Genomic DNA, 26,537 nt, shown 5'->3' on the forward strand with positions numbered 1-26,537 from the left:
GCAAGACGATGAATGTGCAATTGCTGGTGGATGGACATCATGAACTGGGCGAGGGCGTGCTGTGGTGCGACCGCTCGCAATCGGTCTTCTGGACCGACATCCATGCATCGCGCCTGTGGAACCATGATCCGCAAACGGGCCTCACGCGCAGCTGGGGCATGCCCGAGCGGCTGTGCTGCTATGCCTTCACGGCCGATCCCCAGCAGTTGCTGATCGGATTGGAGTCGCGCCTGGCCTTCTTCAATCTATCCACAGGGACGATCGCGCCGATCTGCCGCATCGAGGATGACTTGCCCAGCACGCGCCTCAATGATGGCCGTTGCGATCGCCAGGGTCGTTTCGTCTTCGGCACCCTCAATGAAGACGCAGGTCGCGCGCCCATCGCCAGTTTCTATCGCCTGAATACCGACCTGACGCTGGAGCGTCTGTCCCTGCCCTCCATCGCCATCTCCAACAGCATCTGCTTCAGCCTCGATGGCAAGCTGATGTACCACTGCGATTCCATGGCCGGCAAGATCATGGTCTGTGACTACGATACCGCCAGCGGTGCGGTCGGCGGACAACGCGTCTTCGCCGACGTGGCGCAGCCGGGTGGTCCGGACGGTTCCACCATCGATGCCGAGGGTTATCTGTGGAATGCCCAATGGGGCGGGGCCCGGGTGGTGCGTTATGCGCCTGATGGCCGCATCGACCGTGTCGTCGCCATCCCGACGTCCCAGCCTTCCTGCGTGGCTTTCGGCGGCGCGCAGTTCGACACGCTCTATGTCACCACGGCCCATGAAGGCATGAGCGCTGAGCAACGCGCTGCCGACCCGCAGGCCGGGGCCTTGTTCGCCGTCGCCCTGGCGGACGTGCGCGGCTTGCCCGAGGTGCGCTTCGCCGGCTGAACCCGCGCCGCGCCGGGCTTCACGAGCCGAAGCTGGAATCCCCCATCAGCCGCGACAGCCGCGCTGAAATCTCCTGGACGATGCCTTGCACCTCGTCCAGGCTGGGATTGACCTTCTTGTCGATACGTTCGATGTAGGGCACGTTCAAAGCCGCCAGCATGCGGTTGTTGGCGCCCATGACGGGATAGGAGAGGTTGACCACCCCGCGGATCTGGCGGCTCTCCATGCGTGAATGACCGCGCTTGCGGGTGTCCTCGATCTGGCGCATCAGTTGCGCCGTCTCGATTTCCTGCTCGCCATCCATGCGCACATGGGCCGCCAGCATGGCGGCGCGCTCGGCCTCGTCGCGGAAGGCCAGCAGCACATGGCCCGAGGCGGTATCGGTCAAGCTCACCAAGGCCCCCACTTTGAGCCCGAAGGCCCAGCGTTCGGGACTGTCCACCTGCGCCACCACGATCACGCGACCAGCTTCATAGACCGTCAGGTGCGTCGATTGCACGGCGCGGCTGGCCAGTTCGCGCATGTGGGGCAGGGCGGTGCTGACCAGCGAGCGGATCGGCTGGTGATGATGGGCCAGTTCGAACAGCTTCAGCGAGAGCCGGTAATGGTCATTGTCGGCAATCAGGTAGCCGCGCTGCTCCAGCGTCACCACCATGCGGAAGATCTCATTGACGCTGCGACCCAGCTGGCGCGAGATCTGGTTGAGCGTCAGCATCTGCTCGGAGCGGCTCAGCAGTTCCAGGATATCCAGTCCCTTGTCCAGCGCCGGCGCGGCATAGCGCGTCTTGCCGCTGCTGCTGTCGTCCTCGGCGGCAGCCGTCTGCACGGTGGCGGCGTCGTCCGGATTGATCTTTCTGGTTCTGGGCATGATGGCTTGACTGTCGGACTGAGATGAGGCGACTTTATAAACCACGCTATTTCATTTGTAAAAGAAAATTTTATATATCCATGCTCATTGCCTGGGAGGTATATCAAAATCGATATCGATAAGGTGCGAAACTTCATCGGGCTGGCGCTCTATAGCGGGGATAATCAGGGGTATGCTTCAGTCCTCACAGATGAAATAAGTTTTTATTTGTGAATTGAAAAAGAGGGGCATTGCCCCGGAGACGATAACCGGGCCGGCCGCCAGCAAGGCGGCGGGCCCTGCCGATGGCCCGCCCAGCGCCGATGTTGCCACGATGTCGCTGCAGGCCGGCCCGGCCACACGACAAGAGACTGATGACCAAGATCACTGCCCTGCGCGTGCTCGACGTGCGCTTTCCCACCTCGCAATCGCTGGATGGATCGGATGCGATGAATCCCGATCCGGATTATTCCGCCGCCTATGTCATCCTCGATACCGACAACGCCGCGCTCAAGGGTCACGGCCTGACCTTTACCATCGGGCGCGGCAATGAGATCTGCTGCGCCGCCATCCGCGCCATGGAGCACCTGGTGGTCGGGCTGGAGCTGGAATGGATCGCTGCCGACATGGGACGTTTCTGGCGTCACGTCACCTCCGACAGCCAGCTGCGCTGGATCGGCCCGGACAAGGGCGCGATCCACCTGGCCACCGGCGCCGTGGTCAACGCCGCCTGGGACCTGTGGGCCAAGGCCGAAGGCAAGCCGGTCTGGAAACTGGTGGCCGACATGTCGCCCGAAGAACTGGTGCGCACCATCGACTTCCGCTACATCACCGACTGCATCACGCCCGACGAAGCGCTGGCCCTGCTGCGCGAGAAGGAGGCCGGCAAGGCCGAGCGTCTGCGCGTGCTGGAGCAGGAAGGCTATCCCTGCTACACCACCTCGGCCGGCTGGCTGGGTTATGAGGACGCCAAGCTGCGCCGGCTCTGCCAGGAAGCCATCGACCAAGGCTTCAATCACGTCAAGCTCAAGGTCGGCCGCGACCTGGCCGACGACAAGCGGCGCGTGACCATCGCCCGCGAGGTGCTGGGACCGGAGCGCAAGCTGATGATCGACGCCAACCAGGTCTGGGAAGTGCACCAGGCCATCGACTGGGTCAACCAGCTGGCCTTTGCCCAGCCCTGGTTCATCGAGGAACCCACCTCTCCGGATGACGTCGAAGGACATCGCAAGATTCGTGAAGGCATCGGCGCCGTCAAGGTCGCCACCGGCGAGATGTGCCAGAACCGCGTGCTGTTCAAGCAGTTCATCATGCGCGATGCGATCGACGTGGTGCAGATCGATTCCTGCCGTCTCGGCGGCGTCAATGAAATCCTGGCCGTCATGCTGATGGCCGCCAAGTACGGCAAGGTGGTCTGCCCCCATGCGGGCGGCGTGGGCCTGTGCGAGTATGTGCAGCATCTGTCGATGATCGACTACCTGTGCATCTCCGGCAGCAAGGAGGGGCGCGTGACGGAATACGTGGATCACCTGCACGAGCACTTCGTCGATCCCTGCGTGGTGAAGAACGCCGCCTACATGCCGCCCAGCCGGCCCGGCTTCTCCATCGAGATGAAGCCGCAATCGCTGGAGCAGTACCGCTTCCGCGGCTGAGGCAAGGCCAAGAATACAAAACGATATAAAAGAATACGGAGACTGAATTGGATCTGAACCTGCAAGACAAGGTGGTCATCGTCACCGGCGGCGCCTCCGGCATCGGCGCTGCGATCAGCCTGCAACTGGCTGCGGAAGGCGCCATTCCGGTGGTGTTTGCGCGCAGCGCGCCCGAGTCGCAGTTCTGGGAACGACTCACCGCCGTGCAGCCGCGTGCGGCCCTGTTCCAGCTCGAGCTGCAGGACGATGCGCGCTGCCGCGAGGCCGTGGCCGGGACCATAGAGCGCTTCGGTCGCCTCGATGGCCTGGTCAACAATGCCGGCGTCAATGACAGCGTGGGGTTGGAGGCCGGCCGCGACGAGTTCGTCGCCTCGCTGGAACGCAACCTGATCCACTACTACGTCATGGCCCATTACTGCGTGCCGCATTTGAAGGCCACGCGCGGCGCCATCATCAATGTCTCCTCCAAGACCGCCGTCACCGGCCAGGGCAATACCAGCGGCTATTGCGCTTCCAAGGGCGCGCAGCTCTCACTGACCCGTGAATGGGCCGCCGCCCTGCGCGATGATGGCGTGCGCGTCAACGCCCTGATCCCGGCTGAAGTGATGACCCCGTTGTACGAAAAGTGGATCGCCACCTTCGACCATCCCCAGGAAAAGCTCGACGCCATCACCAGCAAGATTCCCCTGGGCAAGCGCTTTACCACTTCCGAGGAAATGGCGGACATGGCCGTGTTCCTGCTCTCGGAGCGGTCTTCGCATACCACCGGGCAGTGGATCTTCGTCGATGGGGGCTATACCCATCTCGACCGCGCCCTGACCTGAGGCAGCCATGCGCAGCGTACTGGCCCTGGACCTCAAGGATGACGCCGAGCTGATCGCCCAGTACGAGGCGCATCATCGACGCATCTGGCCGGAGATCGCCCGGCATCTGCGGCAACATGGCGTGACCGCGATGGAAATCTATCGTTTGGGCACGCGCATGATGATGATCATGGAGACCGACGACGCCGTCTTCGATGCCGCCGCCATGGCGGCGGCGACGGCGGACGATCCCAAGGTCCGCGAATGGGAAGAACTGATGTGGCGCTTCCAGGCCCCCACGCCATGGACGCCGACGGGGCAGAAGTGGATACCCATGACGCGCATCTTCGATCTGGCCGGGCAAGCAGGTGAAGAAGATCAGGAAGACTAAGTTTTCCCGGTCGTTTCTGTTAGTCTTCAGTGATGACACTGTTAGTTAGTCCGCGAGACAGCGTCCACTGATGAAAGCAAGGCCGGTCCACCGGCACAGCGGCCGCAGAGCCGCGTCAAGAATGGTCCATCGTGGCCCGCAATGCATCCGAGGTGAGCATGCAAGAAGATAAAGAGACAAGCACCACCGGCGTGGCGGCGAGTTCCTCGTCCTCCGTTCCGGTCATCGCGCTGCGCAATGTGTGCAAGCGTTTTCCTGGCGTGCTGGCGCTGGACAACTGCCAGTTCGAACTGGCCGCCGGCGAGGTCCACGCCCTCATGGGCGAGAATGGCGCCGGCAAGTCCACGCTGATGAAGATCCTCTCCGGGGTCTACCAGCGCGACAGTGGCGACATCCTGCTCGACGGCAAGCCGGTGGAGATCACCGAGCCGCGCCAGGCGCAGGCGCTGGGCATCGGCATCATCCATCAGGAACTGAACCTGATGAACCACCTCTCGGCGGCCCAGAACATCTTCATCGGCCGCGAGCCGCGCAAGGCCATGGGCCTGTTCATCGACGAGGACGAACTCAATCGCCAGGCCGCGGCCATCTTCGCCCGCATGCGGCTGGACATGGACCCCTCCACCCCGGTGGGCGAGCTCACCGTGGCGCGCCAGCAGATGGTGGAAATCGCCAAGGCGCTGTCCTTCGACTCGCGCGTGCTGATCATGGATGAGCCGACCGCGGCGCTCAACAACGCCGAGATCGCCGAGCTGTTCCGCATCATCCGCGACCTGCAGGCGCAGGGCGTGGGCATCGTCTACATCTCGCACAAGATGGACGAGCTGCGCCAGATCGCCGATCGCGTCAGCGTCATGCGCGACGGCAAGTACATCGCCACCGTTCCCATGCAGGAGACCTCCATGGACACCATCATCTCCATGATGGTCGGTCGCGCCCTCGATGGCGAGCAACGCATCCCGCCCGACACGTCCCGCAATGACGTGGTGCTGGAAGTGCGCGGCTTGAATCGCGGCCGCGCCATCCGCGATGTGAGCTTTACGCTGCGCAAGGGCGAGATCCTTGGCTTTGCCGGCCTGATGGGCGCGGGCCGCACCGAAGTGGCGCGCGCCATCTTCGGCGCCGATCCGCTGGAGGCGGGCGAGATCATCATCCACGGCGGCAAGGCCGTCATCAAGTCGCCCGCTGACGCGGTGGCCCATGGCATCGGCTACCTGTCAGAAGACCGCAAGCATTTCGGCCTGGCCGTGGGCATGGATGTGCAGGCCAATATCGCCCTCTCCAGCATGGGCCGCTTCACCCGGGTCGGCTTCATGGACCAGCGCGCCATCCGCGAGGCCGCACAGATGTACGTACGCCAGCTGGCCATCAAGACGCCATCGGTGGAACAGCAGGCGCGCCTGTTGTCAGGCGGCAACCAGCAGAAGATCGTGATTGCCAAGTGGCTGCTGCGCGATTGCGACATCCTCTTCTTCGACGAGCCCACACGCGGCATCGACGTCGGCGCCAAGAGCGAAATCTACAAGTTGCTCGACGCCCTGGCCGAACAGGGCAAGGCCATCGTCATGATCTCTTCGGAACTGCCCGAGGTCCTGCGCATGAGCCATCGCGTGCTGGTGATGTGCGAAGGGCGCATCACCGGAGAACTGGCGCGCGCCGACGCCACCCAGGAAAAGATCATGCAACTGGCCACCCAGCGCGAATCGGCCGTGGCCAGCTGAGGCCGCCCACGCCCCCCATACTAGACCCGAGACGATCATGGCAAACAACATCCACTCCGCCACTTCCGCATCCACCACCATGGCCAATACCGCTTCCGCCCAGGGCCTGCGCGCCCGCCTGTTCAACCCGGCCGCGCGCCAGAAGCTGCTGGCCTTTGCCAGTCTCTTGCTGATGATCCTGTTCTTCAGCTTCGCCTCGCCCAACTTCATGGAGGTGGACAACCTGGTCAGCATCCTGCAATCGACCGCTGTGAACGGCGTGCTGGCCATTGCCTGCACCTACGTCATCATCACCTCCGGCATCGACTTGTCGGTGGGCACCATGATGACCTTCTGCGCCGTCATGGCCGGCGTGGTGCTGACTAACTGGGGCATGCCGCTGCCGCTGGGCATCGCCGCCGCCATCTTCTTCGGCGCGCTCTCGGGCTGGATTTCCGGCATGGTGATCGCCAAGCTGAAGGTGCCGCCCTTCATCGCCACGCTGGGCATGATGATGCTGTTGAAGGGCCTGTCGCTGGTGATCTCCGGCACCCGTCCGATCTACTTCAACGATACCGAAGGCTTCTCGGCCATCGCCCAGGATTCGCTGATCGGCGACCTCATTCCCTCGCTGCCCATTCCCAATGCGGTGCTGATCCTGTTCCTGGTGGCCATCGGCGCGTCCATCATCCTCAACAAGACCGTGTTCGGCCGCTATACCTTTGCCCTGGGCAGCAATGAAGAGGCGCTGCGCCTGTCGGGCGTGAAGGTGGATTTCTGGAAGGTCGCCGTCTATACCTTCTCCGGCGCCATCTGCGGCATTGCCGGCCTGATCATCGCCTCGCGCCTGAACTCGGCGCAACCGGCGCTGGGCCAGGGCTATGAGCTCGATGCGATCGCTGCCGTGGTCATCGGCGGCACCTCGCTCTCCGGCGGCACCGGCACCATCCTGGGCACCATCATCGGCGCCTTCATCATGAGTGTGCTGGTCAATGGCCTGCGCATCATGTCGGTGGCGCAGGAATGGCAGACCGTGGTGACCGGCGTGATCATCATCCTGGCGGTGTATCTGGACATCCTGCGCCGCCGTCGTCGTGCATGAACCTGTGGTAGCAACAAAGGCATTCCAACCCCGCCGGCATCGCCAAGGGCCGGCACTCCATCATCGATAACAAAAGGAGACTTACCGTGTTCAAGAACAAGTTACTGGGCGCTGCCCTGGGCCTGGCTTTCGCGATGGGCGCCTCGGCTGCGCAAGCGCAGGAAGCCTATATTCCGCTGATCTCCAAGGGCTTCCAGCACCAGTTCTGGCAAGCCGTGAAGGCCGGGGCCGACCAGGCTGGCAAGGACTACAAGGTCAAGGTCACCTTCGAAGGCCCCGAGACCGAAGCCATGGTGGACAAGCAGATCGACATGCTCTCCGCCGCCCTGGCCAAGAAGCCGCAGGCCATCGGCTTTGCCGCGCTCGACAGCAAGGCCGCCATCCCGCTGTTGAAGAAAGCCCAGGCCGCCAAGATCCCGGTGGTGGCCTTTGACTCGGGCGTGGATAGCGACATCCCGGTCACCACCGCCACCACTGACAACCGCGCCGCCGCCGCCCTGGCCGCCGACAAGATGGCCGAGCTGGTCGGCAAGGAAGGCGAAGTCGCCGTGGTCGCGCACGACCAGACCAGCCGCACCGGCGTGGACCGCCGTGATGGCTTCCTGGAACGCATCAAGTCCGCCTATCCCAAGATCAAGGTGGTCAGCGTGCAGTACGGCGCAGGCGACCAGTTGAAGTCCACCGAGGTGACCAAGTCCATCCTGCAGGCCTATCCCAAGATCAAGGGCATCTTCGGCACCAACGAAGGCTCGGCCATCGGCGTGGTCAATGGCGTCAAGGAAATGAAGCGCAAGATCATCATCATCGGCTATGACTCGGGCAAGCAGCAGAAGGATGCTATCCGCGAAGGCATCATGGCCGGCGCCATCACCCAGAACCCGGTCGGCATTGGCTACAAGACCGTGGAAGCGGCCGTGAAGGCGATCAAGGGCGAGAAGCTGCCCAAGGTCATCGATACCGGCTTCTACTGGTATGACAAGAGCAATATCGACGACGCCAAGATCGCCGCCGTGCTGTACGACTGATCGCGCAGCGCTGATCTGTCCGGGCGTCGCCAGCGGCGACGCCTTATTTTTTGAACCCGTAACAGTTAGTTTTCAGCAGTGCAGGACTAACAATTTCTCCCACAGCTCCCGGAACCGTCCATCATGAAGCCGCCCCGCATCGACGCCCACCAGCATTTCTGGTTCTATCAGCCACAGGCCTATCCCTGGATAGGCGCGGGCATGGAGCTGCTGGCCTGCGACCGCACTCCCGGCCAGTTGCAGCCGCTCCTGGACGCCGAAGGGCTGGGCCAGTCCATCGCCGTGCAGGCCCGCGCGGGCCGTGAGGAGACCGGCTTCCTGCTGGAACTGGCGCGGGGGAACCGCCGCATTGCCGGCGTGGTGGGCTGGGAAGACCTGGCCTCGCCGCATCTGGCGGCCAATGTGGAGCGCTGGGGGCGCGACAAGCTGGTGGGTTTCCGTCACCAGTTGCAGGATGAGGCCGACGTCGGCGGCTGCGTCGATGCGCCAGCCTTCAATGCCGGCGTGGCCTGGCTGCAGCGGCAGGGGATGGTGTACGACGTGCTGGTCTATGCGCGCCAGATGGCCGAGGTGCAGGCCTTCTGCGCCCGCCACGACCGTCACTGGCTGGTGCTGGATCACCTGGGCAAGCCGGCCCTGACCGAGTTCGGCCGGGGCGATACCGCTTTCGAGGGATGGCAACGCCAGTTGCGCGCCCTGGCGGCCTTGCCGCATGTGGCCTGCAAGCTCTCGGGCCTGGTCACCGAGGCCGACTGGCAGCGCGGTCTGCGCCAGAAGGATTTCGACAACATCAGCCTGTGCCTGGATACCGCGCTGGAAGCCTTCGGTCCGCAGCGCCTCATGTTCGGTTCGGACTGGCCGGTGTGCCTGCTGGCCGCTTCCTATGCCAAGGTGGCCGGCGTGGTCAGGGAGTGGGCCGCGACCCGCTTGTCGGCGGCCGAGCAAGAGCTGTTGTGGGGCGCGACCGCAGCGCGCTGCTACGGCCTGGCCTGAGAGGATGGGGCGCCGCGTTCAGCGCGGCGCATCCTGCTCGAAGCCCTTGAAGGCCACGTGCAGCATGTACTTGATGATGTCTTCGTTGCCCATCTTGCTGAATTTCTGCAGGTAATCCACCGCCGGATCGCAGGTCCGGGCGTAGTAGCTGTACAACACCACATCGCTGGGCAGGGCGGCGTCGAGTTCGCCGGCCTTCTGCGCCTCCTTCACCAGCTTCTCCAGCTGGCCGTTGAGCTTCAACACCCGCATCACATACTTGACGTTGCGCATGAGCATGTCCCGCACCGGCGCGCTGGTGGAGGGCAGGAAGGGCAGGCCGCCCTCCAGCCGCACGCGCAGCGCCCATTCCAGCATCGCCTCGAGCTTGTCGCGCGCCCCGGCAATGTGCTCCAGCTGGGCCAGCTGATCGATGGCGCCATCGATCAAGCGGATCATGGTCTCGCCGATCAGCTCTTCCTTGGACTTGAAATGCTTGTACAGGCTGGGTTTGGAGATGCCCACGGCGCCTGCCACATCGTCCATGGTCATCAGGTCATAGCCCTTGCTGCCCAGCACCGAAGTGGCGGCGTCGAGGATGGCGTTCTCGCGCAGCTTGAAAGCCTGGTCCTTGAAGCTCAGTTTTCCGAAAATACTCATTGGTAGCTTTAGTTACTAATTAGTAGATTTTATTTTTCTTTGGTAGTAATCTTAGCACCTAAATTGCTGATGAGCGGCGCAAATACCTTGAAAAAAGCCATCCGGCGGGGCCGCCGGACTCATCAGCCGGGTCGCCGGTGGCGGCACAGCATCCAGAGAGAAGAGGCGGACAGCTTTCATGATTCCAACAGGACAACGCATTGCCGTCATCGGCGCCGGGATTTCCGGTCTGGCCAGCGCCTACCTGCTGGCGCGCCAGCACCAGGTGGTGCTCTACGAGGCCGCGCCGACCCTGGGCGGCCACGCCAATACGGTGGACATCGCCCCGGAAGGCGTGCCCTTTGCCGTCGATACGGGTTTTCTGGTCTTCAATGACTGGACCTATCCCAACCTGATCGCCCTGTTCAAGGAACTCAAGGTCGAGACCTACGACACCGACATGTCCTTCGGCGTGTCGATGGACCAGGGCCAGTTCGAATGGGCCGGCACCAATCTCGATACCGTCTTCGCCCAGCGCAAGCGCCTGCTGCAACCTGCCTTCCTGGGCATGCTGCGCGACATCCTGCGCTTCAACCGCGCCGCCCACGCCAACCTGGCGGCCTGCGAAGGCCGTCCGGTGAGCCTGCGGCAATTGCTCAGGGAAGGCGGCTATGGCGCGCTCTTCAGCGACGCCTACCTGATCCCCATGGCGGCGGCGATCTGGTCCAGTTCGCCTGCGGACATCCTGGATTTCCCGGCGGCGACCTTCCTGCGCTTCTGCATCAACCATGGCTTGCTGCAGGTGAACAACCGTCCGCGCTGGCGCACCGTGCGCAACGGCTCGCGCGAATACGTGCGGCGCATCGCCGCCACCCTGGATGACGTGCGCCTGGGCAGCCGCCTGGAGAGCGTGGTGCGCAACGAACAGGGCGTGCTGGTGCGTAGCGCCGGCCCCGCGCCGCGCGAAGAACAGTTCGACGCGGTGGTCTTCGCCACCCATGCACCGCAGACGCTGGCCTTGCTGCAGGACGCCACCATCGAGGAACACCAGGTGCTCTCGGCCGTACGCTACCAGGCCAATACCGCGTGGCTGCACAGCGATATCTCGCTCATGCCGCAGCGGGAGAAGGTCTGGTCGGCCTGGAACTACCTCGGTTCGCGCAAGGACGATGGCAGCCGCGCCGTCTGCGTGAGCTACTGGCTCAACCGCCTGCAGGACCTGCCTTGCCGTAGCGATGTGGTGCTCACGCTCAATCCGCCGCAGCCGCCCAATCCGGCCACGGTCATGGGTCGCTTCGACTACGAACATCCGGTCTTCGACCAGCCCGCCATCGACGCCCAGCGCCGCCTGCCGCACCTCCAGGGACGCCATCGCGCCTGGTTCGCCGGCGCCTGGACCGGCTATGGCTTCCACGAAGACGGCCTCAAGTCGGCCCTGCGCGTGATCAAGGACTTCGGCGTGCTGCCGGATTGGGCGTCCCTATGAGCAACGTCCAGCCATCCCGCCCCGCGCCGGCGCTGCTGTTGAGCGGGCAGGTGATGCACCAGCGCCTGCGCCCGGTGCTGCACAAGTTCGTCTATCCGGTGTTTTGCGTGCGCCTGGATCTGGCGCGCCTGGCCGAGGCCGGCAATGCCTGGTTTGGCGTAGATCGTCGCCGCCTGATGTGCGTGCGCACGCGTGACTATGGCCCGCGCAATGGCAGCGACCTGATGCAATGGGTGCGCGGGCATCTGCAACAGGCCGGCCTGCCCGACGATGGCGCGATCTGGCTGCAGACGTTCCCGCGCCTGTTCGGCTTTGTCTTCAATCCGGTCAGTTTCTTCCTCTGCCATGACCGCGAAGGCCGCTTGCGCGCCGTGCTGGCCGAGGTCAACAACACTTTCGGCGAGACCCAGCATTACCTGCTCTCGGCCCCTGGCCAAGGCGTCATCGACGAGCACACGCGCCTGGTCTGCGACAAGCTGATGCATGTCTCGCCCTTCTGCGAAGTGCGCGGCTTCTATCGCTTCCGCTTCCGCGACCAGCCGCGGCGCGGCCAGGCGGACCAGCACACCGCCTTCGTCGGCATCGATTACTACGACCACGGCCAGCCCGCCGAGGTGCTCCAGGGCCTGCAACCACTGATGCGCACCTCCATCGGCGGTCATCTGCAGCCCCTGACCGCGGCCTCAGCCTTCGCTGCGCTCTGCGCGCAGCCGCTGCTCACGCTGGGCGTGGTCGCCCGTATCCACTGGCAGGCCTTGCTGTTGTGGCGCAAGCGCGTGCCCTGGTTCAGCAAGCCCGAACGCGCAGCCGCCGCAGGACCTACAACTGGAAAGGAAACCCTATCGTGAACCGCAGCCCCGCTTTGCAGACTACTGGCCGGCGTGCCGGACCGATTTCGGCGCGCCTGTTCCTGGCCATGCTGGAACGCCTCAGCCACGGCCACCTCGAACTGATCACGCCGCACGGCACCACGCTGACCTTCGGCGATCTGCGCCAGCCGCCCAGTGCGCAACTGCGCATCCTCGACTGGCGCGCCTGTGGCGCCATCCTGCGTGCCGGCGACATCGGCTTCGGCGAGGCCTACGGCCATGGCTGGGTCGATACGCCGGATCTGGCTGCGCTCTTGCGCCTGGCCATGCGCAATCGCCAGGTGCTTTCCAGTGCTGTCGAAGGGGGATGGCTAGCCTCGTGGTGGTATCGCCTGCGCCACCTGCTGCGTTCCAACACGCGCAGCGGCAGCCGTCGCAACATCCATGCGCACTACGATCTGGGCAATGATTTCTACCGCTTGTGGCTGGACCCCACCATGAGCTATTCCAGCGCCATCTTCAGCGCGCCCGGCCAGAGCCTGGAGCAGGCCCAGGCCGCCAAGTACCAGCGCATCGTCGACCAGCTGGGCCTGCGCGCCGGTGACCGCGTGCTGGAGATCGGCTGCGGCTGGGGCGGTTTTGCCGAGCATGCGGCGCGCCTGGGCATCCGCGTGCATGGCGTGACGATCTCGCCGGCGCAACTGGCCTATGCCCAAGAACGCATGCGCACCCAGCAGCTCGATCATCTGGCCCACCTGGAACTGTGCGACTACCGCGACCTCGATGGCCAGTACGACGCCATCGTCTCCATCGAGATGTTCGAGGCCGTGGGCGAGCGCTTCTGGCAGACCTATTTCGATACCGTCTGCGCGCGCCTGAAAGCGGGCGGGCAGGCGCTGATCCAGTCCATCACCATCGAGGAGGCCGTCTTCGAGCGTTACCGCGACAGTGCAGACTTCATCCGCGAATTCATCTTCCCCGGCGGCATGCTGCCCAGCCACGAGCGCTTCTCGCGCTGCGCCCAGCGCGCCGGGCTGGCCACGCGCGAGCGCTTCCACTTCGGCCGCGACTACGCCGAAACCCTGCGCCGCTGGCATGACAGCTTCCTGGCCCAGCGCGAGACGATTGCCGCGCAAGGTTTCGATGAGCGCTTCCGTCGTCTCTGGCAGCTGTATTACGTGTTCTGCGAAGTCGGCTTCGACGAAGGCCAGACCGATGTGGTGCAGTTCCTCTTGCACAAGGAGTGAGTCATGCAGATCAAGCTGATGCGCCAGGGCCTGCCCGCGCAACTGTGGCACTGGATGGGGCTGGCGCTGCTGGCGCTGGTCCTGGGCGGCTGCGCCTCGCAGCAATTGTCGGACTATGCCGGCAAGACACCGGTATTCGATCCGGCCGTCTTCTTCAAAGGCCGCACTGAAGCCTGGGGCATGTTCCAGAAGCGCGGCGGTGAAGTGGCGCGGCGCTTCCATGTGGTGGTGACGGGCAGCGTCGAGGGCAATACGCTCACGCTGGACGAGCGCTTCCGCTACGACGACGGCGAAACCCAGACCCGCGTCTGGACCCTGGTGCGCCAGCCCGACAACAGCTGGCGCGGCCGTGCCGGCGACGTCATCGGCGAGGCCATCGGCCAGACCGCCGGCAATGCGCTGCACTGGAACTACACGCTGCTGCTGCCAGTGGGCGAGAAGCAATATGAAATGCAGATGGATGACTGGATGTACCAGATGGATGAGCGCACCCTCATCAATCGCACCAGCATGAGCAAGTTCGGCATCGAAGTCGGCCAGGTCACCCTGTTCTTCCGCAAGGAGGGCGCATGAGCACGCACACCCGTCCGCTGCCCAAGGCAGCTCCGCAGGACAAGACCCCGCCCTCGCGTACGGCCGTGCTGTTCGGCCCCATGAATGAACCCATGGCCGACCTGCGCGGACGGCGCATCTGGCTCATCGGCGCCTCCAGCGGCATCGGCGCCGAACTGGCGCGCCAGGCGCTGGCGGCAGGCGCCCGCGTGGCGCTGTCGGCGCGCCGCGCGGAGGTGCTGGAAGAAGTGGCCGGCGCCCATCCGGAGGCCTTCATCGCGCCGCTGGACGTGCTCTGCCACGATGCCTGGCGCGACCAGCACGCGCGCATCGTCGAAGCCTTCGGCGGCGTGGACCTGCTGATCTTTTGCGCCGCCAGGTATCGTCCTGAACGCAGCTGGGAAGTGCAGGAAGACGAGGCCGAGCACACCATCCGCACCAACCTGGCCAGCGTCTATTCGGCGCTGGGCGCAGCGCTGCCGGATATGCTGGCGCGCGGCAGCGGCGGCATTGCCCTGGTGGCCAGCGTGGCCGGTTACGTCGGCTTGCCGGGGGCAACCGTGTATGGGCCGGGCAAGGCGGCGCTGATCAACCTGGCGGAAATTCTCTATAGCGATCTGCGGCCCAAGGGCGTCAATGTCTATCTGGTCAATCCCGGCTTCGTCAAGACCGACCTGACCGACAAGAACGACTTCACCATGCCCGCCCTGCAGACCCCGCAGCAGGCCGCCAGCGCGATCTGGCGCGGCATCGGCGAAGGCCGCTTCGAGATCCATTTCCCCTTGCGCTTCACGGCCTGGCTGAAGCTGTTGCGGATATTGCCGTTCCGCTTGCGCTTCATGCTGTTCCAGCGCTTCCTGCTGAGCTGATGATGAGCCACCTGGACCGCTTGCTGCAGTGGTATGGCGCGCTGGAGCGCAGCAGCCTGGAACGCATCGGCGAATTCTATGCACCCGAGGCGATCTTCAAGGACCCCTTCAACGACATCAAGGGTCTACGCTCGATCCGCCGCATCTTCGAGCACATGTTCGAGACCACGGACGATCCGCGTTTCGTGATCCTGGAGCAGATGGGGCAGGGCGATCAGGGTTTTGCCACCTGGCGCTTCGAGTTCCGTCTCAAGGGACGTTTCTATACCGTGCTGGGGGCCACGCATTTCCGCTTCGATGAAGCCGGCCTGGTCAGCGAGCACCGTGATTACTGGGACGCCGCCGAAGAGCTGTGGCAGAAGCTGCCGCTCATCGGCGGGCCGGTGAAGTGGTTGCGAGGGAAGTTCAGGGCGGCTTAGTCAGTCGTACTCGGACTCCAGAACGCCTGCTTCACCGCCGGCAAGGCCAGCAGGCGCTCGACCAGGGCGTCGAGCTCATCGCCATCCACGGAGGTGGCGGCCAGCGTGGCCTCGATCTCCACTTCATCGTCGGTGAAGGGCCGCACTTCCAGGTCGTGCGTAGGATGGCGGCTCTGTTCCAGCATGTCGGTCACGGCCGCCAGTACGCGCTTCTGGTGCGCGCTCTCCACGATCAGGTGCAGGGTATTGGTCACTTCCACCGACGGCACATCCAGCGGCTTGCGGTTGATGGTGTTGACCACCGGGCGCAGCAGCGTATTGGCGGCCAGCACGAAGATGGTGGCCAGGATCGCTTCCAGGATCAGGTCCGCGCCAGCTGCCGCCCCCACCGCCGCCGAGCCCCACAGCGTGGCCGCCGTATTGATGCCGCGCACATTGCCTTCTTCGCGCATGATCACGCCCGCGCCCAGGAAACCCACCCCCGACACCACATAGGCCACCACATGCACCGCCCCCTCGTGGCCGGCCAGGCGATTGGCCATGTCCACGAAGACGGCTGCGCCCAGGGCCACCAGCACATTGGTGCGCAGGCCGGCAGTACGTTGCCGGTACTGGCGTTCCAGACCGATGAGGCCGCCCAGGATGAAGGCGGCGGTCAGGCTGATGAAGGTGTCCAGCAGGGAATTGAGGTTGATGTTGTTGAGGATTTCCATGGGTTCCGGCAGATCTTGTTGCAATGGGATGGCGCAATGGTGCGCGATGATGCCGCATCAATGCAACAAGCACATGACAAATCCACGGATGCCGGGCAGGGGTGTTGGTGCTGGGCATCATCTGGCGATTCTCATCGCATGATCGCGCAAAAAAGTATCAGCCGGCCTGCATTGGTGATGTAGAAACCGCCGCCAGAGGCGCACTAAGATGCTGCAAACGGGAGAAACGGCAAAACCTCATTGCGCAGTTTTCCACGACAAAAATGCTCTCGATCGAGAGGAGACACGATGCAGCCCGACCTGGAACTGGTCCATATCCGCAAGGGCGAATCCTTTGCGGCATGGATGCACGGCTACCCTTTTCGTACCGTGCGCTGGCATTACCATCCGGAATACGAGATCCACCTGGTGGTGGCGACCTCGGGACGCTTCTATGTGGGCGATCACATCGGCGACTTCGCCCCCGGGCAACTGGTGATGACCGGCCCCAACCTGCCGCAGAACTGGATTTCCGACATCGCTGCCGATGAGATGGTGCCGGTGCGCTCGCTGGTAATCCAGTTTCCCGAGCAACTGGTGGACCAGTGCGCGGCCAGCATTGCCGAGATGGAAGCGATCATGCCCTTGCTGGAACGCAGCCATCGCGGCCTGCTCTTCGATGCCGCGACCAGCGAGACGGTGCGCCCGCTGATGCAGCGCCTGATCGACCAGCGCGGACTCAAGCGACTGGCGCTGTTCTGGGAACTGCTGGATGTGCTGGCCAACGCCCCCGAGCCGGAAGTGCTGGCCAGCCTGTCCTACAAGCTCGACCTGTCGGGTGTGAACAGCAGCGGCCTCAATCGCGCCATCGCCTACCTGCGCGAACATCTCACCGACGATATCGGCGAACAAGACCTGGCCGATATGGTGGGGCAGAACCTGAGCAGCTTCTCGCGCGCCTTCAAGCGCCATACCGGGACCACGCTGGTGCGCTACAAGAACCAGCTGCGCGTGGACCTGGCCTGCCTGGCCCTGTTGACGCGGCCGCAGGCGCGTATCACCGATATCTGCTACGAGACGGGGTTTTCCAACCTGTCCAATTTCAACCGCCATTTCCACAAGATCAAGGGCATGTCGCCCTCGGAGTTCCGCAATACCTTTGCCAGCAATGGCTTGTTTGCCGCTACCGGATAGCTGCAGCCACATCCAGAAATAAATCATTTTCCTTTACGGAAAAACGCATTCAGGAAAGTCCCCGCTTTCCGGAACAGGACAGGTGTTGCCTGTCGCCCCCAACGAGCCATTCCGCCATAGCGCGAACGACCCACCACCAACAACAATGGAGACTGCAATGAAGAAAGCACTGATCGCACTGGCCCTCACCACACTGGCTGCCGCCCCGGCGATGGCGCAGGAGGTGAGCAAGCTCAAGATAGGCATGAGCTTCCAGGAAATGAACAATCCCTATTTCGTCTCGATGAAGAAGGCCCTGGACGAGGCCGCCAAGTCGCTGGGCGCCAAGGTGATCGCCACCGATGCGGCCCATAACGTGGCCAAGCAGATCGCCGACATCGAAGACATGCTGCAACAGAATATCGACATCCTGCTGATCAACCCGACCGACTCGGCCGGCGTGGAAGCAGCGGTGAAGGCGGCCAAGGCGCGCAACGTCATCGTGGTGGCGGTCGACGCCAATGCCTCTGGTCCGGTGGATATGTTCGTCGGTTCCAAGAACAAGGACGCCGGCTACCAGTCCTGCCGTGCGCTGGCCGACGCCATCGGCGGCAAGGGCGAGGTGGCCATCCTCGACGGCATTCCGGTGGTGCCCATCCTGCAACGCGTGGAAGGCTGCAAGCAAGCCCTGGCCGAGTACAAGGACATCAAGCTGGTCGCCACCCAGAACGGCCGCCAGGACCGCTCGGTGGCGCTGGGCGTGGTGGAGAACATGATCCAGTCGCGTCCCAATCTGAAGGGCATCTTCTCGGTCAATGACGGTGGCGCGATGGGCGCCTTGGCGGCCATCCAGGGCAGCGGCAAGGATATCAAGCTGACCTCGGTGGATGGCGCGCCCGAGGCGGTCAAGGCCATCGCCGACGGCGGCCCCTTCGTCGAGACCACGGCCCAGTTCCCGCGTGACCAGGTGCGCGTGGGCCTGGCCATGGCGCTGGCCAAGAAGTGGGGCGCGCGCGTGGTGCCCAAGGAAGTGCCCATCGATGTGATGCCGGTGACCAAGAAGAACGCCGCTGGCTTCAGCTGGTAAGACGCAGGCGCGGCGGCTATCCGGCGATGGCGGGCCGCGCCTTTCATTTCCCTGATGGAGGCTGCCATGCTCCAACTGACTGGCATCAAGAAGAACTTCGGCCCGGTGACGGTACTGCGCGGCGTGGACCTCGAGGTGCGCGCCGGCGAAGTGCATGCCCTGCTGGGCGAGAACGGCGCGGGCAAGTCGACGCTGATGAAGATCCTGTGCGGCATCGTCCGGCCCGACGCCGGTGAGATCCGCATCGACGGCCAGCCCTGCCGTTTCGACAGCTACCGCGCCGCCATTGCGGGCGGGGTGGGGGTGGTGTTCCAGGAATTCTCGCTGATCCCCTATCTGGACGCGGTGGACAACATGTTCCTGGCGCGCGAACTGCGCAGCCGCTGGGGTTGGCTGCAGCGCGCCGCCATGCGGCGGCGGGCGCAGGAGATCATCGGCCAGCTGGGCGTGGCGATCCCGCTCGATGTGCCCGTGTGCAAGCTCTCGGTGGCGCAGCAGCAGTTCGTGGAGATCGCCAAGGCGCTGGCCCTGGACGCCCGCATCCTGGTGCTGGACGAACCCACGGCCACGCTGACCCCGGCCGAGGTGGAGCATCTCTTTGCGGTCATGCGCAGCCTGCGCGCGCAGGGGGTGGCGATCATTTTCATCTCGCACCACCTGGAAGAAATCTTCGAGATCTGCGACCGCATCACGGTGTTGCGCGATGGCGCCTACGTGGCTACCTGCGCCACCGCTGAAGTGGACCAGGCGCGGCTGGTGGAGATGATGGTGGGGCGACGCATCGAGAACTGCTTCCCGCCCAAGCCGGCCAAGGGGGGTGAGGGTGAGGGCGAGGTGGTGCTGGAAGTGCATGCGCTGCAGCTCAGACGCCAGGCGCCGGTGTCGCAATTCCAGTTGCGGCGGGGCGAGATACTCGGCTTTGCCGGACTGGTCGGTTCGGGCCGCACCGAGACCGTGCTGGCCATGCTGGGCGCGCATGCCGCGCTGAGCTGCAAGCTCTCCATGCATGGCGTGCCGTTGCGCTTTGCCGATCCGGCCCAGGCGCTGCAAGCGGGCATCGGCTTGTTGCCCGAGAGTCGCAAGGAGCAGGGCCTGATCACCAGCTTTTCCATCCTGCACAACGTCTCGTTGAACAACTATGGCAAGTATCGCCTGGGCGGCCTGTTCCTGGACCGGCGGCGCGAGCAGCAGGCCACCGAGGCCGCCATGCAGCGCGTGCGGGTCAAGGCGCCGGGGGCGCAGGTGCGGGTCGATACGCTCTCCGGCGGCAACCAGCAGAAGGTGGTCATTGCACGCTGGATCAACCACGCCATGAAGGTGCTGATCTTCGACGAGCCCACCCGCGGCATCGACGTCGGCGCCAAGTCCGAGATCTACCAGCTCATGCGCGAGTTCACCGCGCAGGGCTATTCCATCCTCATGATTTCTTCCGAGTTGCCGGAGGTGGTCGGCATGGCCGATCGCGTCTGCGTATTCCGGGGCGGCGGCATCGTCGCCACCCTCGAGGGCGAAGCCGTCAACGCCGAAGAGATCATGACCCATGCCACCACCGGGAGAATCCGCCATGCCGCATGACGCCAACGCACTGCCCGCAGCCTCGCTGCACACCGCCGCCAGCGCCCGCTGGCGCAGCCTGATCCATTCGCCGCTGGCGCTGCCCTTGGCCGGGCTGGTGGTGGTGTCGCTGCTCATGGGGCTGGCCTCGGACAATTTCTTCACCCTCTCCAACTGGTTCAATGTGCTGCGCCAGGTGTCCATCGTCGGCATCCTGGCCGTGGGCATGAGCTTTGTCATCCTCACTGGCGGCATCGATCTCTCGGTGGGCGCGGCCATGGCGCTGGCCGGCACGATCTCGGCCGGACTCATCGTCAACAGCGGCCTGCCCGCGCCGCTGGCGTTGCTGTGCGGTGTCGGACTGGCCACCTGCATCGGCCTGCTCAATGGCGCACTGGTGGCGTGGGGGCGCATGCCAGCCATCATCGTCACGCTGGCCACCATGGGCGTGGCGCGCGGAGTGGGGCTGATCTATTCGGGCGGCTATCCGATCTCGGGTCTGCCGGGCTGGATCTCGTGGTTTGGCGTGGGTCGCATCGGCATGGTGCCAGTGCCGGTGATCCTGATGCTGATCGTCTATGCACTGGCCTGGCTGTTGCTGCAGCGGACCGCCTTTGGCCGCCATGTCTACGCCATCGGCGGCAATGAGATGGCGGCGCGCCTGTCGGGCGTGAAGACCACGCGCATCAAGCTGGCGGTGTATGCCATTTCCGGCTTCACCTCGGGCTTGGCCGCGATCATCCTGACGGGCCGGCTCATGTCGGGCCAGCCCAATGCGGGCGTGGGCTTCGAACTGGATGCGATTGCCGCCGTGGTGCTGGGCGGCACCGCCATCGCCGGAGGGCGCGGGCTGGTGGTGGGCACGCTCATCGGCGCGGTGCTGCTGGGCATCCTCAACAATGGCCTGAACCTGATGGGCATCAATCCCTACCTGCAAGACATCATTCGCGGCGTGATCATCCTGCTGGCGATCTATATCGCACGGGAATGGCGCTGAGCACTTCCATTCCTTTTTTTCATACTCAATTTCATTCACAAGGAGACACGATATGACCCAATCCCTCGCAGGCAAGATCGCCGTCATCACCGGCGCGGCGTCCGGCATCGGCCTGGCCACCACCGAGAAACTGCTGGCCAATGGCGTGACCGTGGTCATGGTGGACTGGAACGCCAAGGCCCTCGACGAACTGGCAGCGCGCCTGGGGCCGCAGGTCATCCCCCAGGTGACCAATCTGCTGGATGCCGAGAGCTGCGCGGCGATGGCGCCGGAGATCCTGAAGAAGGTCGATCACATCGACATCCTCTATTGCAATGCCGGCACCTACATCGGCGGCGAGCTGGTCGATACCACGCCCGAGGCCATCGACAAGATGCTCAACCTCAACGTCAATGCCGTGATGAAGAACGTCCACGCCGTGGCGCCGCACATGATGGAGCGCAAGAGCGGCGACATCATCGTCACGTGTTCCGTGGCCGGACATTTCCCGACCTATTGGGAGCCCGTCTATGCCGGTTCCAAATGGGCCATCACCTGCTTCGTGCAGACCATGCGCCGGCAGATGATCCCGCATGGCGTGCGCGTAGGCCAGGTCTCGCCCGGCCCGGTGATCTCGGCGCTGCTGGCCGACTGGCCCGAAGAGAACCTGCGCAAGGCCAAGGAATCGGGCAGTCTCATCGAACCGTCGGAAGTGGCCGATGCGGTGGAGTACATGCTGACCCGCAACCGCAATGTGACCATCCGCGATATGCTCGTGCTGCCCACCAATTTCGACCGGGTCTGAACCGGCAGGGGGGGCTTCATTCAAGCAACCAGCGAGGAAAGATGGAGACTTATCTGATCGGCATCGATGTCGGCACCGGCTCGGCCCGGGCCGGTGTGTTCGACCCCCAGGGCCAGTTGCTGGCCAGCGCCCGGCATGACATCGATCTCTTCCGCGACGAGCGCCGCGCGCGCGTCGAACAATCCAGCGCCCAGATCTGGGAGGCCGTCTGCCAGGCGGTGCGCGCTGCCGTGACCAAGTCCGGCATCGACCCGGCAGCAGTGGCTGGCATCGGCGTCGATGCCACCTGTTCGCTGGTCGTGCAGGGCGCCAGCGCCGGGGTGGGCGACCCCGGCCATCCCGAGCGCGATGTCATCGTCTGGATGGATCATCGCGCCCTGGAACAGGCCCAGCGCATCAACCGCATGGGGCATGCGGTGCTGTCCTATGTGGGCGGGGTGATCTCGCCGGAAATGGAAACGCCCAAGCTGCTCTGGCTGAAGGAAAACCTGCCGGAGGTCTATGCCAGCGCCGCCCATTTCTTCGACCTGACCGATTTCCTGACCTGGAAGGCCACCGGTTCGCTGCAACGCTCTTCCTGCACCGTGACCTGCAAATGGACCTACCTGGCCCATGAGGCCGGCTGGGATGCCAGCTATTTCCGGCAGATCGGCCTGGGCGACCTGGCCGAGGCCGGCTTTGCGCGCATCGGCGCAGAGGTGGTGTGGCCCGGCACGCCGCTGGCGGGCGGCCTGACTCAGACGGCGGCGCAGGCCATGGGCTTGCGGCCCGGTATTGCGGTCGCGGCCGGCCTGATCGACGCCCATGCCGGTGGCGTGGGCACGGTGGCCGCTCGTGGTGGGCAGGGTGATGCGGCGGCCTGCATGGCCTATGTCTTCGGCACCTCTTCCTGCACCATGACCAGCCATGCCGATCCGGTGCTGGTGCCGGGCGTCTGGGGGCCGTACTACAAGGCCATGGCGCCGGGCATGTGGTTGAACGAAGGTGGGCAGTCTGCCGCCGGGGCCGCCATCGATCACTTGCTGCGCCTGCATCCGGCCACGCCCCAGGCCAGGGAAGAGGCGGCCCGTGCGCAGATGGAATTGCCGCAGTGGCTGGCGCAGCAGGCGCTGGCGGCGGTGGACCATCCGTCGGAGGCGGTCTGGCTGGCCGGCCAGCTCACGGTGGTGCCGGAATTCCTCGGCAACCGCTCGCCGCTGGCCGATCCGCAGGCGCGCGCCGCCTTGGTGGGACTGGGCATGGAGCACGACATCGATAGCCTGGTGGCGCTTTACGTGGCCGGCCTGTGCAGCCTGGGCTATGGCCTGCGCCAGATCATCGAGGCCCAGGCCGCCTGCGGCGTGCGGGTGCAGAGCATCTCGGTCTCGGGCGGCGCGGGCGTACACCCGCTGACGCGCCAGTTACTGGCCGACGCCACCGGCATGCCGGTGGAAATCACCGCCAGCCCGGAACCGGTGCTGCTGGGTTCGGCCATGCTGGCGGCGGTGGCGGCCGGCTTGCATGCCGATCTGCAGAGCGCCATGCCGGCCATGTCCAGCGTGGCCGGGCGCAGCCTGCCGGCGCAGGGCGATGTCGCCGCGCTGCATGCGGCGCGCTACCAGGCCTTCCTCAAGAGCCAGCAACTGGCGCGGGAGCTGCGCGACAGCCTGGCCCCGCTGCTGGCGGCGCATACGCAGGGCCATCATTGACCATGGAGGAACACATGTCATTTGCAGGAAAGACGGTCATCATCACCGGGGCCGGGCGCGGCATCGGGCGCGCCTGCGCGCTGCTGCTGGCGCAGCGCGGCGCCCAGGTGATCGCGCTGGCGCGGACCGCCAGCGACCTGGCGCGCTTGCAGGAAGAGATCGGTGCGCGTGTCATTGCCGTGGACCTGAGCGATCCGGCCGCCGCGCGGCGCGCCATGGCCGAGGCCGGCACCGCCGATTTTCTGATCAACAGCGCTGGCATCAATGTGCTGGAATCGGTGCTGGAGATGAGCGATGAGGGCTATGAAGCCGTGCTGGGCGTGAACCTGCGCGCCGCGCTGATCACCTGCCAGGCCTTTGCCCGGATGCGCATCGCCCAGGGCGGCGGCGGAGCCATGGTCAACATCACGTCCATTGCCGGTCATCGCGGCTTTGAGCAGCATCTGTGCTATGCCGCCTCCAAGGCCGGTCTGGAAGGTGCTACCCGGGTGCTGGCGCGGGAGCTGGGGCCGCATGGCATCCGGGTCAATGCGGTGGCGCCTACCATCACCCTGACCGAGCTGGCCGAGGCCGCCTGGAGCGATCCGGCCAAGTCGGGGCCGATGATGGCGCGCCATCCCAGCGCACGCTTCGCCTCGCCCGAGGACGTGGCGCGCAGCATTGCCATGCTGCTCTCGCCGGATGCGGCCATGCTCAATGGGGCGGTGGTGCCGGTGGATGGGGGATTTCTGGCGGTGTAGCTGGCGCGCCCTGGCCGCAAGGTCAGAGCACGCAACAAGGGCGGCTCGTTGGCCGCCCTGGTGGTCTTGCTGTCGTCATCCAGCCGCTTGGCTGGCCGGCCGCGCGGGCCTTTAGCTTCAGCAGCGTGCTCAGCGGCCGATCTGGTGACCGATCACGCCGCCTACCGCGGCGCCGCCAGCGGTACCGATGCCGCTGCCGCCGGTGAGGATGGCGCCGCCGACCGCGCCGACCGTGGCGCCGATGGCGGTGTTCTTGTCGCGGGTGCTCATGTTGCTGCAGCCGGTCATGGCGGTCAGCGCAATGGCAGTCACGGAAATGGCAGCGATCTTGTGCAGAGTTTTCATGATTTTTTTCCTGATCGTTAAGGATTTTTTACAGGGTTCCTGGAGTGAAGGGGCCGCTCCGATGGTCGCCCTTGAACGCGAAAAACCGAAGCAGCTACGGCAATAGACTAGCGCCTTCTCAAAAAGATTCGAGGTTCCACATCTTCGCTTACAGTTGTTACATACTGTCGCCTTCGTTGTCCCTTTGCCATTTCAAGTGGTAGCGGGGCAAGGCAGATTCGATCCAGACCACGACCAGAGAGACCTCATGACCCTGACCTTTCGCCTCCGCCATGTCGCCCGCCTGCTGCTGTCTTCAGCCGCCCTGATGTTATGCAGCGCAGCAACGCAGGCGGCCGACCCACCCCGTCCGGTCGAGGGCGACTGGGTGGCGCCGCGCTTCCAGTTCCATACCGGCCAGACGCTGGAGAACCTGCGCCTGCACTATGTGACCCTGGGTGACCGCGCCAATCCGGCGGTGCTGGTGCTGCACGGCACCTACCAGAGCGCCCAGGCCATGCTGTCCAAGGACTTCGGCGGCCAGCTGTTCGGCCCCGGCCAGCCGCTGGACGCCAGCAAGTACTTCATCATCATTCCCGACGGCATCGGCGTGGGCAAGTCCAGCAAGCCCTCCGACGGCCTGCGCGCCGCCTTCCCGCAGTACAACTATGCTGACATGGTACTGGCGCAATACCGCATGCTCACCGAAGGCATGGGCATCACGCATCTGCGCCTGATCATCGGCAATTCCATGGGTGGCATGCAGACCTGGATCTGGGGCGGGACCTATCCGGGCTTTGCCGACGGCCTGGTGCCGATGGCCTCGCAACCTACCGAGATGGCCAGCCGCAACTGGATGATGCGGCGCATGCTGGTGGAATCCATCAAGCAGGACCCGGCCTGGAACAATGGCAACTACACCACCCAGCCGCCCTCGCTGCGCCTGGCCAACAACATGTTCGTCTTTGCCACCAATGGCGGCACGCTGGCCTATCAGGCCATGGCGGGCAGCCATGCCCAGGCCGACAAGCTGGTCGATGAACGCCTGGCCGCGCCGGTGACGGCGGACGCCAATGACTTCATCTACCAATGGGGGTCCTCGGCGGACTACAACGCTGCGCCGGGCCTGTCCAAGATCAAGGCGCCGGTGCTGGCCATCAATTCGGCCGACGATGAACGCAATCCGCCCGAGACCGGCGTCATGCAGGCCGCCTTGAAGGAAGTGCCGAGCGCGCAGTTGCTGCTGATCCCGGCCAGCGCCGAGACGCGCGGCCACGGCACCACCGGCATGGCGCGCTTCTATGTGCGTGAGCTGGAGCAGTTCATCAAGGGCTTGCCGGCCCGCTGATGCGCACGCTGCAATGGCGAGCCGCTCTGGCGGCGCTGCTGGGCGGCCTGGCGCTGCCAGCGGGGGCGGCCACGGGCTACTACCTGGTCAATGTCTATTCCGACCCGGGCCAGTGGACGCTGGACTACAAGTACTGGAACGCCAAGTCCAGCGTCGGGCCGCCGGTCGGTTCGCCCGAGCTGGGTGTGGGCTATGGCGTCAATTCGCGCTGGTACACCGAGCTCTATGGCGTGACCCAGCAGGACGCTGCGCAGGGCACGCAGATGCTGAGCATGAACTGGCAGAACGATGTCTTGCTCACGCAAGGGGAGTATCCCTTCGACCTCGCCATCCACACCGATGTCGGCCAGTACCGCAACCGCCAGCGCGAGGGCTACGCGCTGGAGTGGGGACCGGCCTTGCAGACCGAATGGTGGCGTACGCAGTTCAACGCCAACCTGTTCTTCCAGCGCGACTATCGCACCCGGCAAGGCGGGCCGACCCAGTTGACCTATCAATGGCAGGTGCGCCAGCACTGGCGGCCCTTGTTCAACTTCGGCCTGCAAGGCTTCGGCGAGCTGGGGCGCTGGGACCATTGGGCCGCGCGCGACCAGCAATCCCACCGTGCCGGTCCGGCCATCTTCGGCACCCTGCGGCTGGGCCGCCAGTTCGTCAAGTACGAGGCGGCCTATCTGTTCGGCAGCAATGCCACCTTCAGCGCGCGCACCTTCACGATGCGGCTGCAATTGGGCTTCTGAAGTGGCCGAGGCC

General features: G+C 64.7%; 27 protein-coding genes. 23 read left to right on the top strand and 4 right to left on the bottom strand.

The features are described from left to right. The first annotated feature begins 8 nt into the window (after positions 1 to 8). Positions 9 to 887, top strand: a complete 879-nt coding sequence (locus ACP92_RS05200; protein WP_013233074.1) for an SMP-30/gluconolactonase/LRE family protein — start codon at positions 9 to 11, stop codon at positions 885 to 887. A gap of 19 nt (positions 888 to 906) precedes the next feature. Here the strand turns inward: ACP92_RS05200 and ACP92_RS05205 are convergent, their stop codons facing one another. Beyond that, positions 907 to 1,755: an IclR family transcriptional regulator gene (locus ACP92_RS05205; protein WP_013233075.1), complete on the bottom strand. Its 849-nt coding sequence runs from the start codon at positions 1,753 to 1,755 to the stop codon at positions 907 to 909. A 353-nt stretch (positions 1,756 to 2,108) separates the two neighbouring features. Here ACP92_RS05205 and ACP92_RS05210 point away from each other — a divergent pair, with 353 nt between their 5' ends. The 7 genes from ACP92_RS05210 to ACP92_RS05240 all read left to right on the top strand — a co-directional run bounded on the left by ACP92_RS05210 (position 2,109) and on the right by ACP92_RS05240 (position 9,400). Continuing rightward, positions 2,109 to 3,386: an L-fuconate dehydratase gene (locus tag ACP92_RS05210; RefSeq protein WP_013233076.1), complete on the top strand. Its 1,278-nt coding sequence runs from the start codon at positions 2,109 to 2,111 to the stop codon at positions 3,384 to 3,386. Positions 3,387 to 3,433: 47 nt separating this feature from the next. Next, positions 3,434 to 4,210, top strand: coding sequence for an SDR family oxidoreductase (locus ACP92_RS05215; RefSeq protein ID WP_013233077.1), 777 nt, complete (start codon positions 3,434 to 3,436; stop codon positions 4,208 to 4,210). A 7-nt stretch (positions 4,211 to 4,217) separates the two neighbouring features. Beyond that, positions 4,218 to 4,580, top strand: coding sequence for an L-rhamnose mutarotase (locus ACP92_RS05220; protein WP_013233078.1), 363 nt, complete (start codon positions 4,218 to 4,220; stop codon positions 4,578 to 4,580). Positions 4,581 to 4,738: 158 nt separating this feature from the next. Continuing rightward, complete coding sequence (locus ACP92_RS05225) at positions 4,739 to 6,301, top strand: sugar ABC transporter ATP-binding protein (RefSeq protein WP_013233079.1); 1,563 nt, start codon at positions 4,739 to 4,741, stop codon at positions 6,299 to 6,301. A gap of 37 nt (positions 6,302 to 6,338) precedes the next feature. Beyond that, positions 6,339 to 7,382, top strand: a complete 1,044-nt coding sequence (locus tag ACP92_RS05230; RefSeq protein WP_013233080.1) for an ABC transporter permease — start codon at positions 6,339 to 6,341, stop codon at positions 7,380 to 7,382. Between the two features lie 134 nt (positions 7,383 to 7,516). Next, a complete protein-coding gene (locus tag ACP92_RS05235; RefSeq protein WP_216666039.1) occupies positions 7,517 to 8,407 on the top strand; it encodes an ABC transporter substrate-binding protein in 891 nt (296 codons plus the stop codon). A gap of 123 nt (positions 8,408 to 8,530) precedes the next feature. After that, on the top strand, positions 8,531 to 9,400 hold the full coding sequence (locus ACP92_RS05240; protein ID WP_013233082.1) for an L-fucono-1,5-lactonase: 870 nt from the start codon (positions 8,531 to 8,533) through the stop codon (positions 9,398 to 9,400). An 18-nt stretch (positions 9,401 to 9,418) separates the two neighbouring features. Here ACP92_RS05240 and ACP92_RS05245 read toward each other — a convergent pair whose 3' ends face one another. Next, entirely contained in the window at positions 9,419 to 10,039 is a 621-nt protein-coding gene (locus ACP92_RS05245; protein WP_013233083.1) for a TetR/AcrR family transcriptional regulator, read from the bottom strand. A gap of 178 nt (positions 10,040 to 10,217) precedes the next feature. Between ACP92_RS05245 and ACP92_RS05250 the strand changes: the two genes are divergently transcribed. Genes ACP92_RS05250 through ACP92_RS05275 form a run of 6 tightly spaced genes read left to right on the top strand, consistent with a single transcriptional unit; the run spans position 10,218 to position 15,400 of the window. Beyond that, a complete protein-coding gene (locus tag ACP92_RS05250; RefSeq protein ID WP_013233084.1) occupies positions 10,218 to 11,504 on the top strand; it encodes an NAD(P)/FAD-dependent oxidoreductase in 1,287 nt (428 codons plus the stop codon). Further along, positions 11,501 to 12,352 carry a DUF1365 domain-containing protein gene (locus ACP92_RS05255; RefSeq protein WP_013233085.1) on the top strand — a complete coding sequence of 284 codons (852 nt, stop codon included), beginning with the start codon at positions 11,501 to 11,503 and terminating at the stop codon, positions 12,350 to 12,352. The genes ACP92_RS05250 and ACP92_RS05255 overlap by 4 nt, the downstream gene beginning before the upstream one ends. Continuing rightward, on the top strand, positions 12,349 to 13,560 hold the full coding sequence (locus tag ACP92_RS05260) for an SAM-dependent methyltransferase (protein ID WP_013233086.1): 1,212 nt from the start codon (positions 12,349 to 12,351) through the stop codon (positions 13,558 to 13,560). Before ACP92_RS05255 ends, ACP92_RS05260 begins: the two co-directional genes overlap by 4 nt. Before the next feature lie 3 nt (positions 13,561 to 13,563). After that, a complete protein-coding gene (locus tag ACP92_RS05265; protein WP_013233087.1) occupies positions 13,564 to 14,133 on the top strand; it encodes a DUF3833 domain-containing protein in 570 nt (189 codons plus the stop codon). Further along, complete coding sequence (locus tag ACP92_RS05270) at positions 14,130 to 14,981, top strand: SDR family NAD(P)-dependent oxidoreductase (protein WP_013233088.1); 852 nt, start codon at positions 14,130 to 14,132, stop codon at positions 14,979 to 14,981. The genes ACP92_RS05265 and ACP92_RS05270 overlap by 4 nt, the downstream gene beginning before the upstream one ends. Positions 14,982 to 14,983: 2 nt before the next feature. Beyond that, on the top strand, positions 14,984 to 15,400 hold the full coding sequence (locus ACP92_RS05275) for a nuclear transport factor 2 family protein (protein WP_041310260.1): 417 nt from the start codon (positions 14,984 to 14,986) through the stop codon (positions 15,398 to 15,400). On the opposite strand, the gene ACP92_RS05280 is transcribed toward ACP92_RS05275, so the two are convergent. Next, positions 15,397 to 16,113 carry an MgtC/SapB family protein gene (locus ACP92_RS05280; protein WP_013233090.1) on the bottom strand — a complete coding sequence of 239 codons (717 nt, stop codon included), beginning with the start codon at positions 16,111 to 16,113 and terminating at the stop codon, positions 15,397 to 15,399. The genes ACP92_RS05275 and ACP92_RS05280 overlap by 4 nt on opposite strands. A 288-nt stretch (positions 16,114 to 16,401) precedes the next feature. Here ACP92_RS05280 and ACP92_RS05285 point away from each other — a divergent pair, with 288 nt between their 5' ends. The 7 genes from ACP92_RS05285 (at position 16,402) to ACP92_RS05315 (ending at position 24,115) form a co-directional block, all read left to right on the top strand. Then, positions 16,402 to 17,286, top strand: coding sequence for a helix-turn-helix domain-containing protein (locus tag ACP92_RS05285; protein ID WP_013233091.1), 885 nt, complete (start codon positions 16,402 to 16,404; stop codon positions 17,284 to 17,286). Between the two features lie 157 nt (positions 17,287 to 17,443). Next, positions 17,444 to 18,352 (top strand): ABC transporter substrate-binding protein, encoded by a 909-nt coding sequence (locus ACP92_RS05290; protein WP_013233092.1) that lies wholly within the window; start codon positions 17,444 to 17,446, stop codon positions 18,350 to 18,352. A 66-nt stretch (positions 18,353 to 18,418) separates the two neighbouring features. Further along, positions 18,419 to 19,927, top strand: coding sequence for a sugar ABC transporter ATP-binding protein (locus ACP92_RS05295; protein WP_041310262.1), 1,509 nt, complete (start codon positions 18,419 to 18,421; stop codon positions 19,925 to 19,927). After that, a complete protein-coding gene (locus ACP92_RS05300) occupies positions 19,917 to 20,903 on the top strand; it encodes an ABC transporter permease (protein ID WP_013233094.1) in 987 nt (328 codons plus the stop codon). The genes ACP92_RS05295 and ACP92_RS05300 overlap by 11 nt, the downstream gene beginning before the upstream one ends. Positions 20,904 to 20,955: 52 nt before the next feature. Continuing rightward, a complete protein-coding gene (locus tag ACP92_RS05305) occupies positions 20,956 to 21,687 on the top strand; it encodes an SDR family oxidoreductase (RefSeq protein WP_013233095.1) in 732 nt (243 codons plus the stop codon). Between the two features lie 41 nt (positions 21,688 to 21,728). Then, positions 21,729 to 23,375 (top strand): FGGY-family carbohydrate kinase, encoded by a 1,647-nt coding sequence (locus ACP92_RS05310; RefSeq protein WP_013233096.1) that lies wholly within the window; start codon positions 21,729 to 21,731, stop codon positions 23,373 to 23,375. A 14-nt stretch (positions 23,376 to 23,389) separates the two neighbouring features. After that, positions 23,390 to 24,115 (top strand): SDR family oxidoreductase, encoded by a 726-nt coding sequence (locus ACP92_RS05315; protein ID WP_013233097.1) that lies wholly within the window; start codon positions 23,390 to 23,392, stop codon positions 24,113 to 24,115. A gap of 129 nt (positions 24,116 to 24,244) precedes the next feature. Here the strand turns inward: ACP92_RS05315 and ACP92_RS05320 are convergent, their stop codons facing one another. Further along, entirely contained in the window at positions 24,245 to 24,460 is a 216-nt protein-coding gene (locus ACP92_RS05320; protein WP_006465163.1) for a glycine zipper 2TM domain-containing protein, read from the bottom strand. 247 nt (positions 24,461 to 24,707) lie between these two features. Between ACP92_RS05320 and ACP92_RS05325 the strand changes: the two genes are divergently transcribed. Together ACP92_RS05325 and ACP92_RS05330 are read left to right on the top strand one after the other, a co-directional pair. Beyond that, on the top strand, positions 24,708 to 25,787 hold the full coding sequence (locus ACP92_RS05325) for an alpha/beta fold hydrolase (RefSeq protein ID WP_013233098.1): 1,080 nt from the start codon (positions 24,708 to 24,710) through the stop codon (positions 25,785 to 25,787). Continuing rightward, positions 25,787 to 26,524 carry a hypothetical protein gene (locus ACP92_RS05330; protein WP_013233099.1) on the top strand — a complete coding sequence of 246 codons (738 nt, stop codon included), beginning with the start codon at positions 25,787 to 25,789 and terminating at the stop codon, positions 26,522 to 26,524. Before ACP92_RS05325 ends, ACP92_RS05330 begins: the two co-directional genes overlap by 1 nt. Positions 26,525 to 26,537: the final 13 nt, after the last annotated feature.

The sequence above is a fragment of the Herbaspirillum seropedicae genome (genome assembly GCF_001040945.1).
GTDB classification, from domain to species: Bacteria; Pseudomonadota; Gammaproteobacteria; order Burkholderiales; family Burkholderiaceae_D; genus Herbaspirillum; species Herbaspirillum seropedicae.

Excerpts from the sequence above, each read along its gene's own strand:
- ACP92_RS05200 (WP_013233074.1), top strand. The coding sequence starts at position 9 with ATGAATGTGCAATTGCTGGTGGATGGACATCATGAACTGGGCGAGGGC.
- ACP92_RS05205 (WP_013233075.1), bottom strand. The coding sequence starts at position 1,755 with ATGCCCAGAACCAGAAAGATCAATCCGGACGACGCCGCCACCGTGCAG.
- ACP92_RS05210 (WP_013233076.1), top strand. The coding sequence starts at position 2,109 with ATGACCAAGATCACTGCCCTGCGCGTGCTCGACGTGCGCTTTCCCACC.
- ACP92_RS05220 (WP_013233078.1), top strand. The coding sequence starts at position 4,218 with ATGCGCAGCGTACTGGCCCTGGACCTCAAGGATGACGCCGAGCTGATC.
- ACP92_RS05225 (WP_013233079.1), top strand. The coding sequence starts at position 4,739 with ATGCAAGAAGATAAAGAGACAAGCACCACCGGCGTGGCGGCGAGTTCC.
- ACP92_RS05230 (WP_013233080.1), top strand. The coding sequence starts at position 6,339 with ATGGCAAACAACATCCACTCCGCCACTTCCGCATCCACCACCATGGCC.
- ACP92_RS05235 (WP_216666039.1), top strand. The coding sequence starts at position 7,517 with ATGGGCGCCTCGGCTGCGCAAGCGCAGGAAGCCTATATTCCGCTGATC.
- ACP92_RS05240 (WP_013233082.1), top strand. The coding sequence starts at position 8,531 with ATGAAGCCGCCCCGCATCGACGCCCACCAGCATTTCTGGTTCTATCAG.
- ACP92_RS05245 (WP_013233083.1), bottom strand. The coding sequence starts at position 10,039 with ATGAGTATTTTCGGAAAACTGAGCTTCAAGGACCAGGCTTTCAAGCTG.
- ACP92_RS05250 (WP_013233084.1), top strand. The coding sequence starts at position 10,218 with ATGATTCCAACAGGACAACGCATTGCCGTCATCGGCGCCGGGATTTCC.
- ACP92_RS05255 (WP_013233085.1), top strand. The coding sequence starts at position 11,501 with ATGAGCAACGTCCAGCCATCCCGCCCCGCGCCGGCGCTGCTGTTGAGC.
- ACP92_RS05265 (WP_013233087.1), top strand. The coding sequence starts at position 13,564 with ATGCAGATCAAGCTGATGCGCCAGGGCCTGCCCGCGCAACTGTGGCAC.
- ACP92_RS05270 (WP_013233088.1), top strand. The coding sequence starts at position 14,130 with ATGAGCACGCACACCCGTCCGCTGCCCAAGGCAGCTCCGCAGGACAAG.
- ACP92_RS05275 (WP_041310260.1), top strand. The coding sequence starts at position 14,984 with ATGAGCCACCTGGACCGCTTGCTGCAGTGGTATGGCGCGCTGGAGCGC.
- ACP92_RS05280 (WP_013233090.1), bottom strand. The coding sequence starts at position 16,113 with ATGGAAATCCTCAACAACATCAACCTCAATTCCCTGCTGGACACCTTC.
- ACP92_RS05285 (WP_013233091.1), top strand. The coding sequence starts at position 16,402 with ATGCAGCCCGACCTGGAACTGGTCCATATCCGCAAGGGCGAATCCTTT.
- ACP92_RS05290 (WP_013233092.1), top strand. The coding sequence starts at position 17,444 with ATGAAGAAAGCACTGATCGCACTGGCCCTCACCACACTGGCTGCCGCC.
- ACP92_RS05295 (WP_041310262.1), top strand. The coding sequence starts at position 18,419 with ATGCTCCAACTGACTGGCATCAAGAAGAACTTCGGCCCGGTGACGGTA.
- ACP92_RS05300 (WP_013233094.1), top strand. The coding sequence starts at position 19,917 with ATGCCGCATGACGCCAACGCACTGCCCGCAGCCTCGCTGCACACCGCC.
- ACP92_RS05305 (WP_013233095.1), top strand. The coding sequence starts at position 20,956 with ATGACCCAATCCCTCGCAGGCAAGATCGCCGTCATCACCGGCGCGGCG.
- ACP92_RS05310 (WP_013233096.1), top strand. The coding sequence starts at position 21,729 with ATGGAGACTTATCTGATCGGCATCGATGTCGGCACCGGCTCGGCCCGG.
- ACP92_RS05315 (WP_013233097.1), top strand. The coding sequence starts at position 23,390 with ATGTCATTTGCAGGAAAGACGGTCATCATCACCGGGGCCGGGCGCGGC.
- ACP92_RS05320 (WP_006465163.1), bottom strand. The coding sequence starts at position 24,460 with ATGAAAACTCTGCACAAGATCGCTGCCATTTCCGTGACTGCCATTGCG.
- ACP92_RS05325 (WP_013233098.1), top strand. The coding sequence starts at position 24,708 with ATGACCCTGACCTTTCGCCTCCGCCATGTCGCCCGCCTGCTGCTGTCT.
- ACP92_RS05330 (WP_013233099.1), top strand. The coding sequence starts at position 25,787 with ATGCGCACGCTGCAATGGCGAGCCGCTCTGGCGGCGCTGCTGGGCGGC.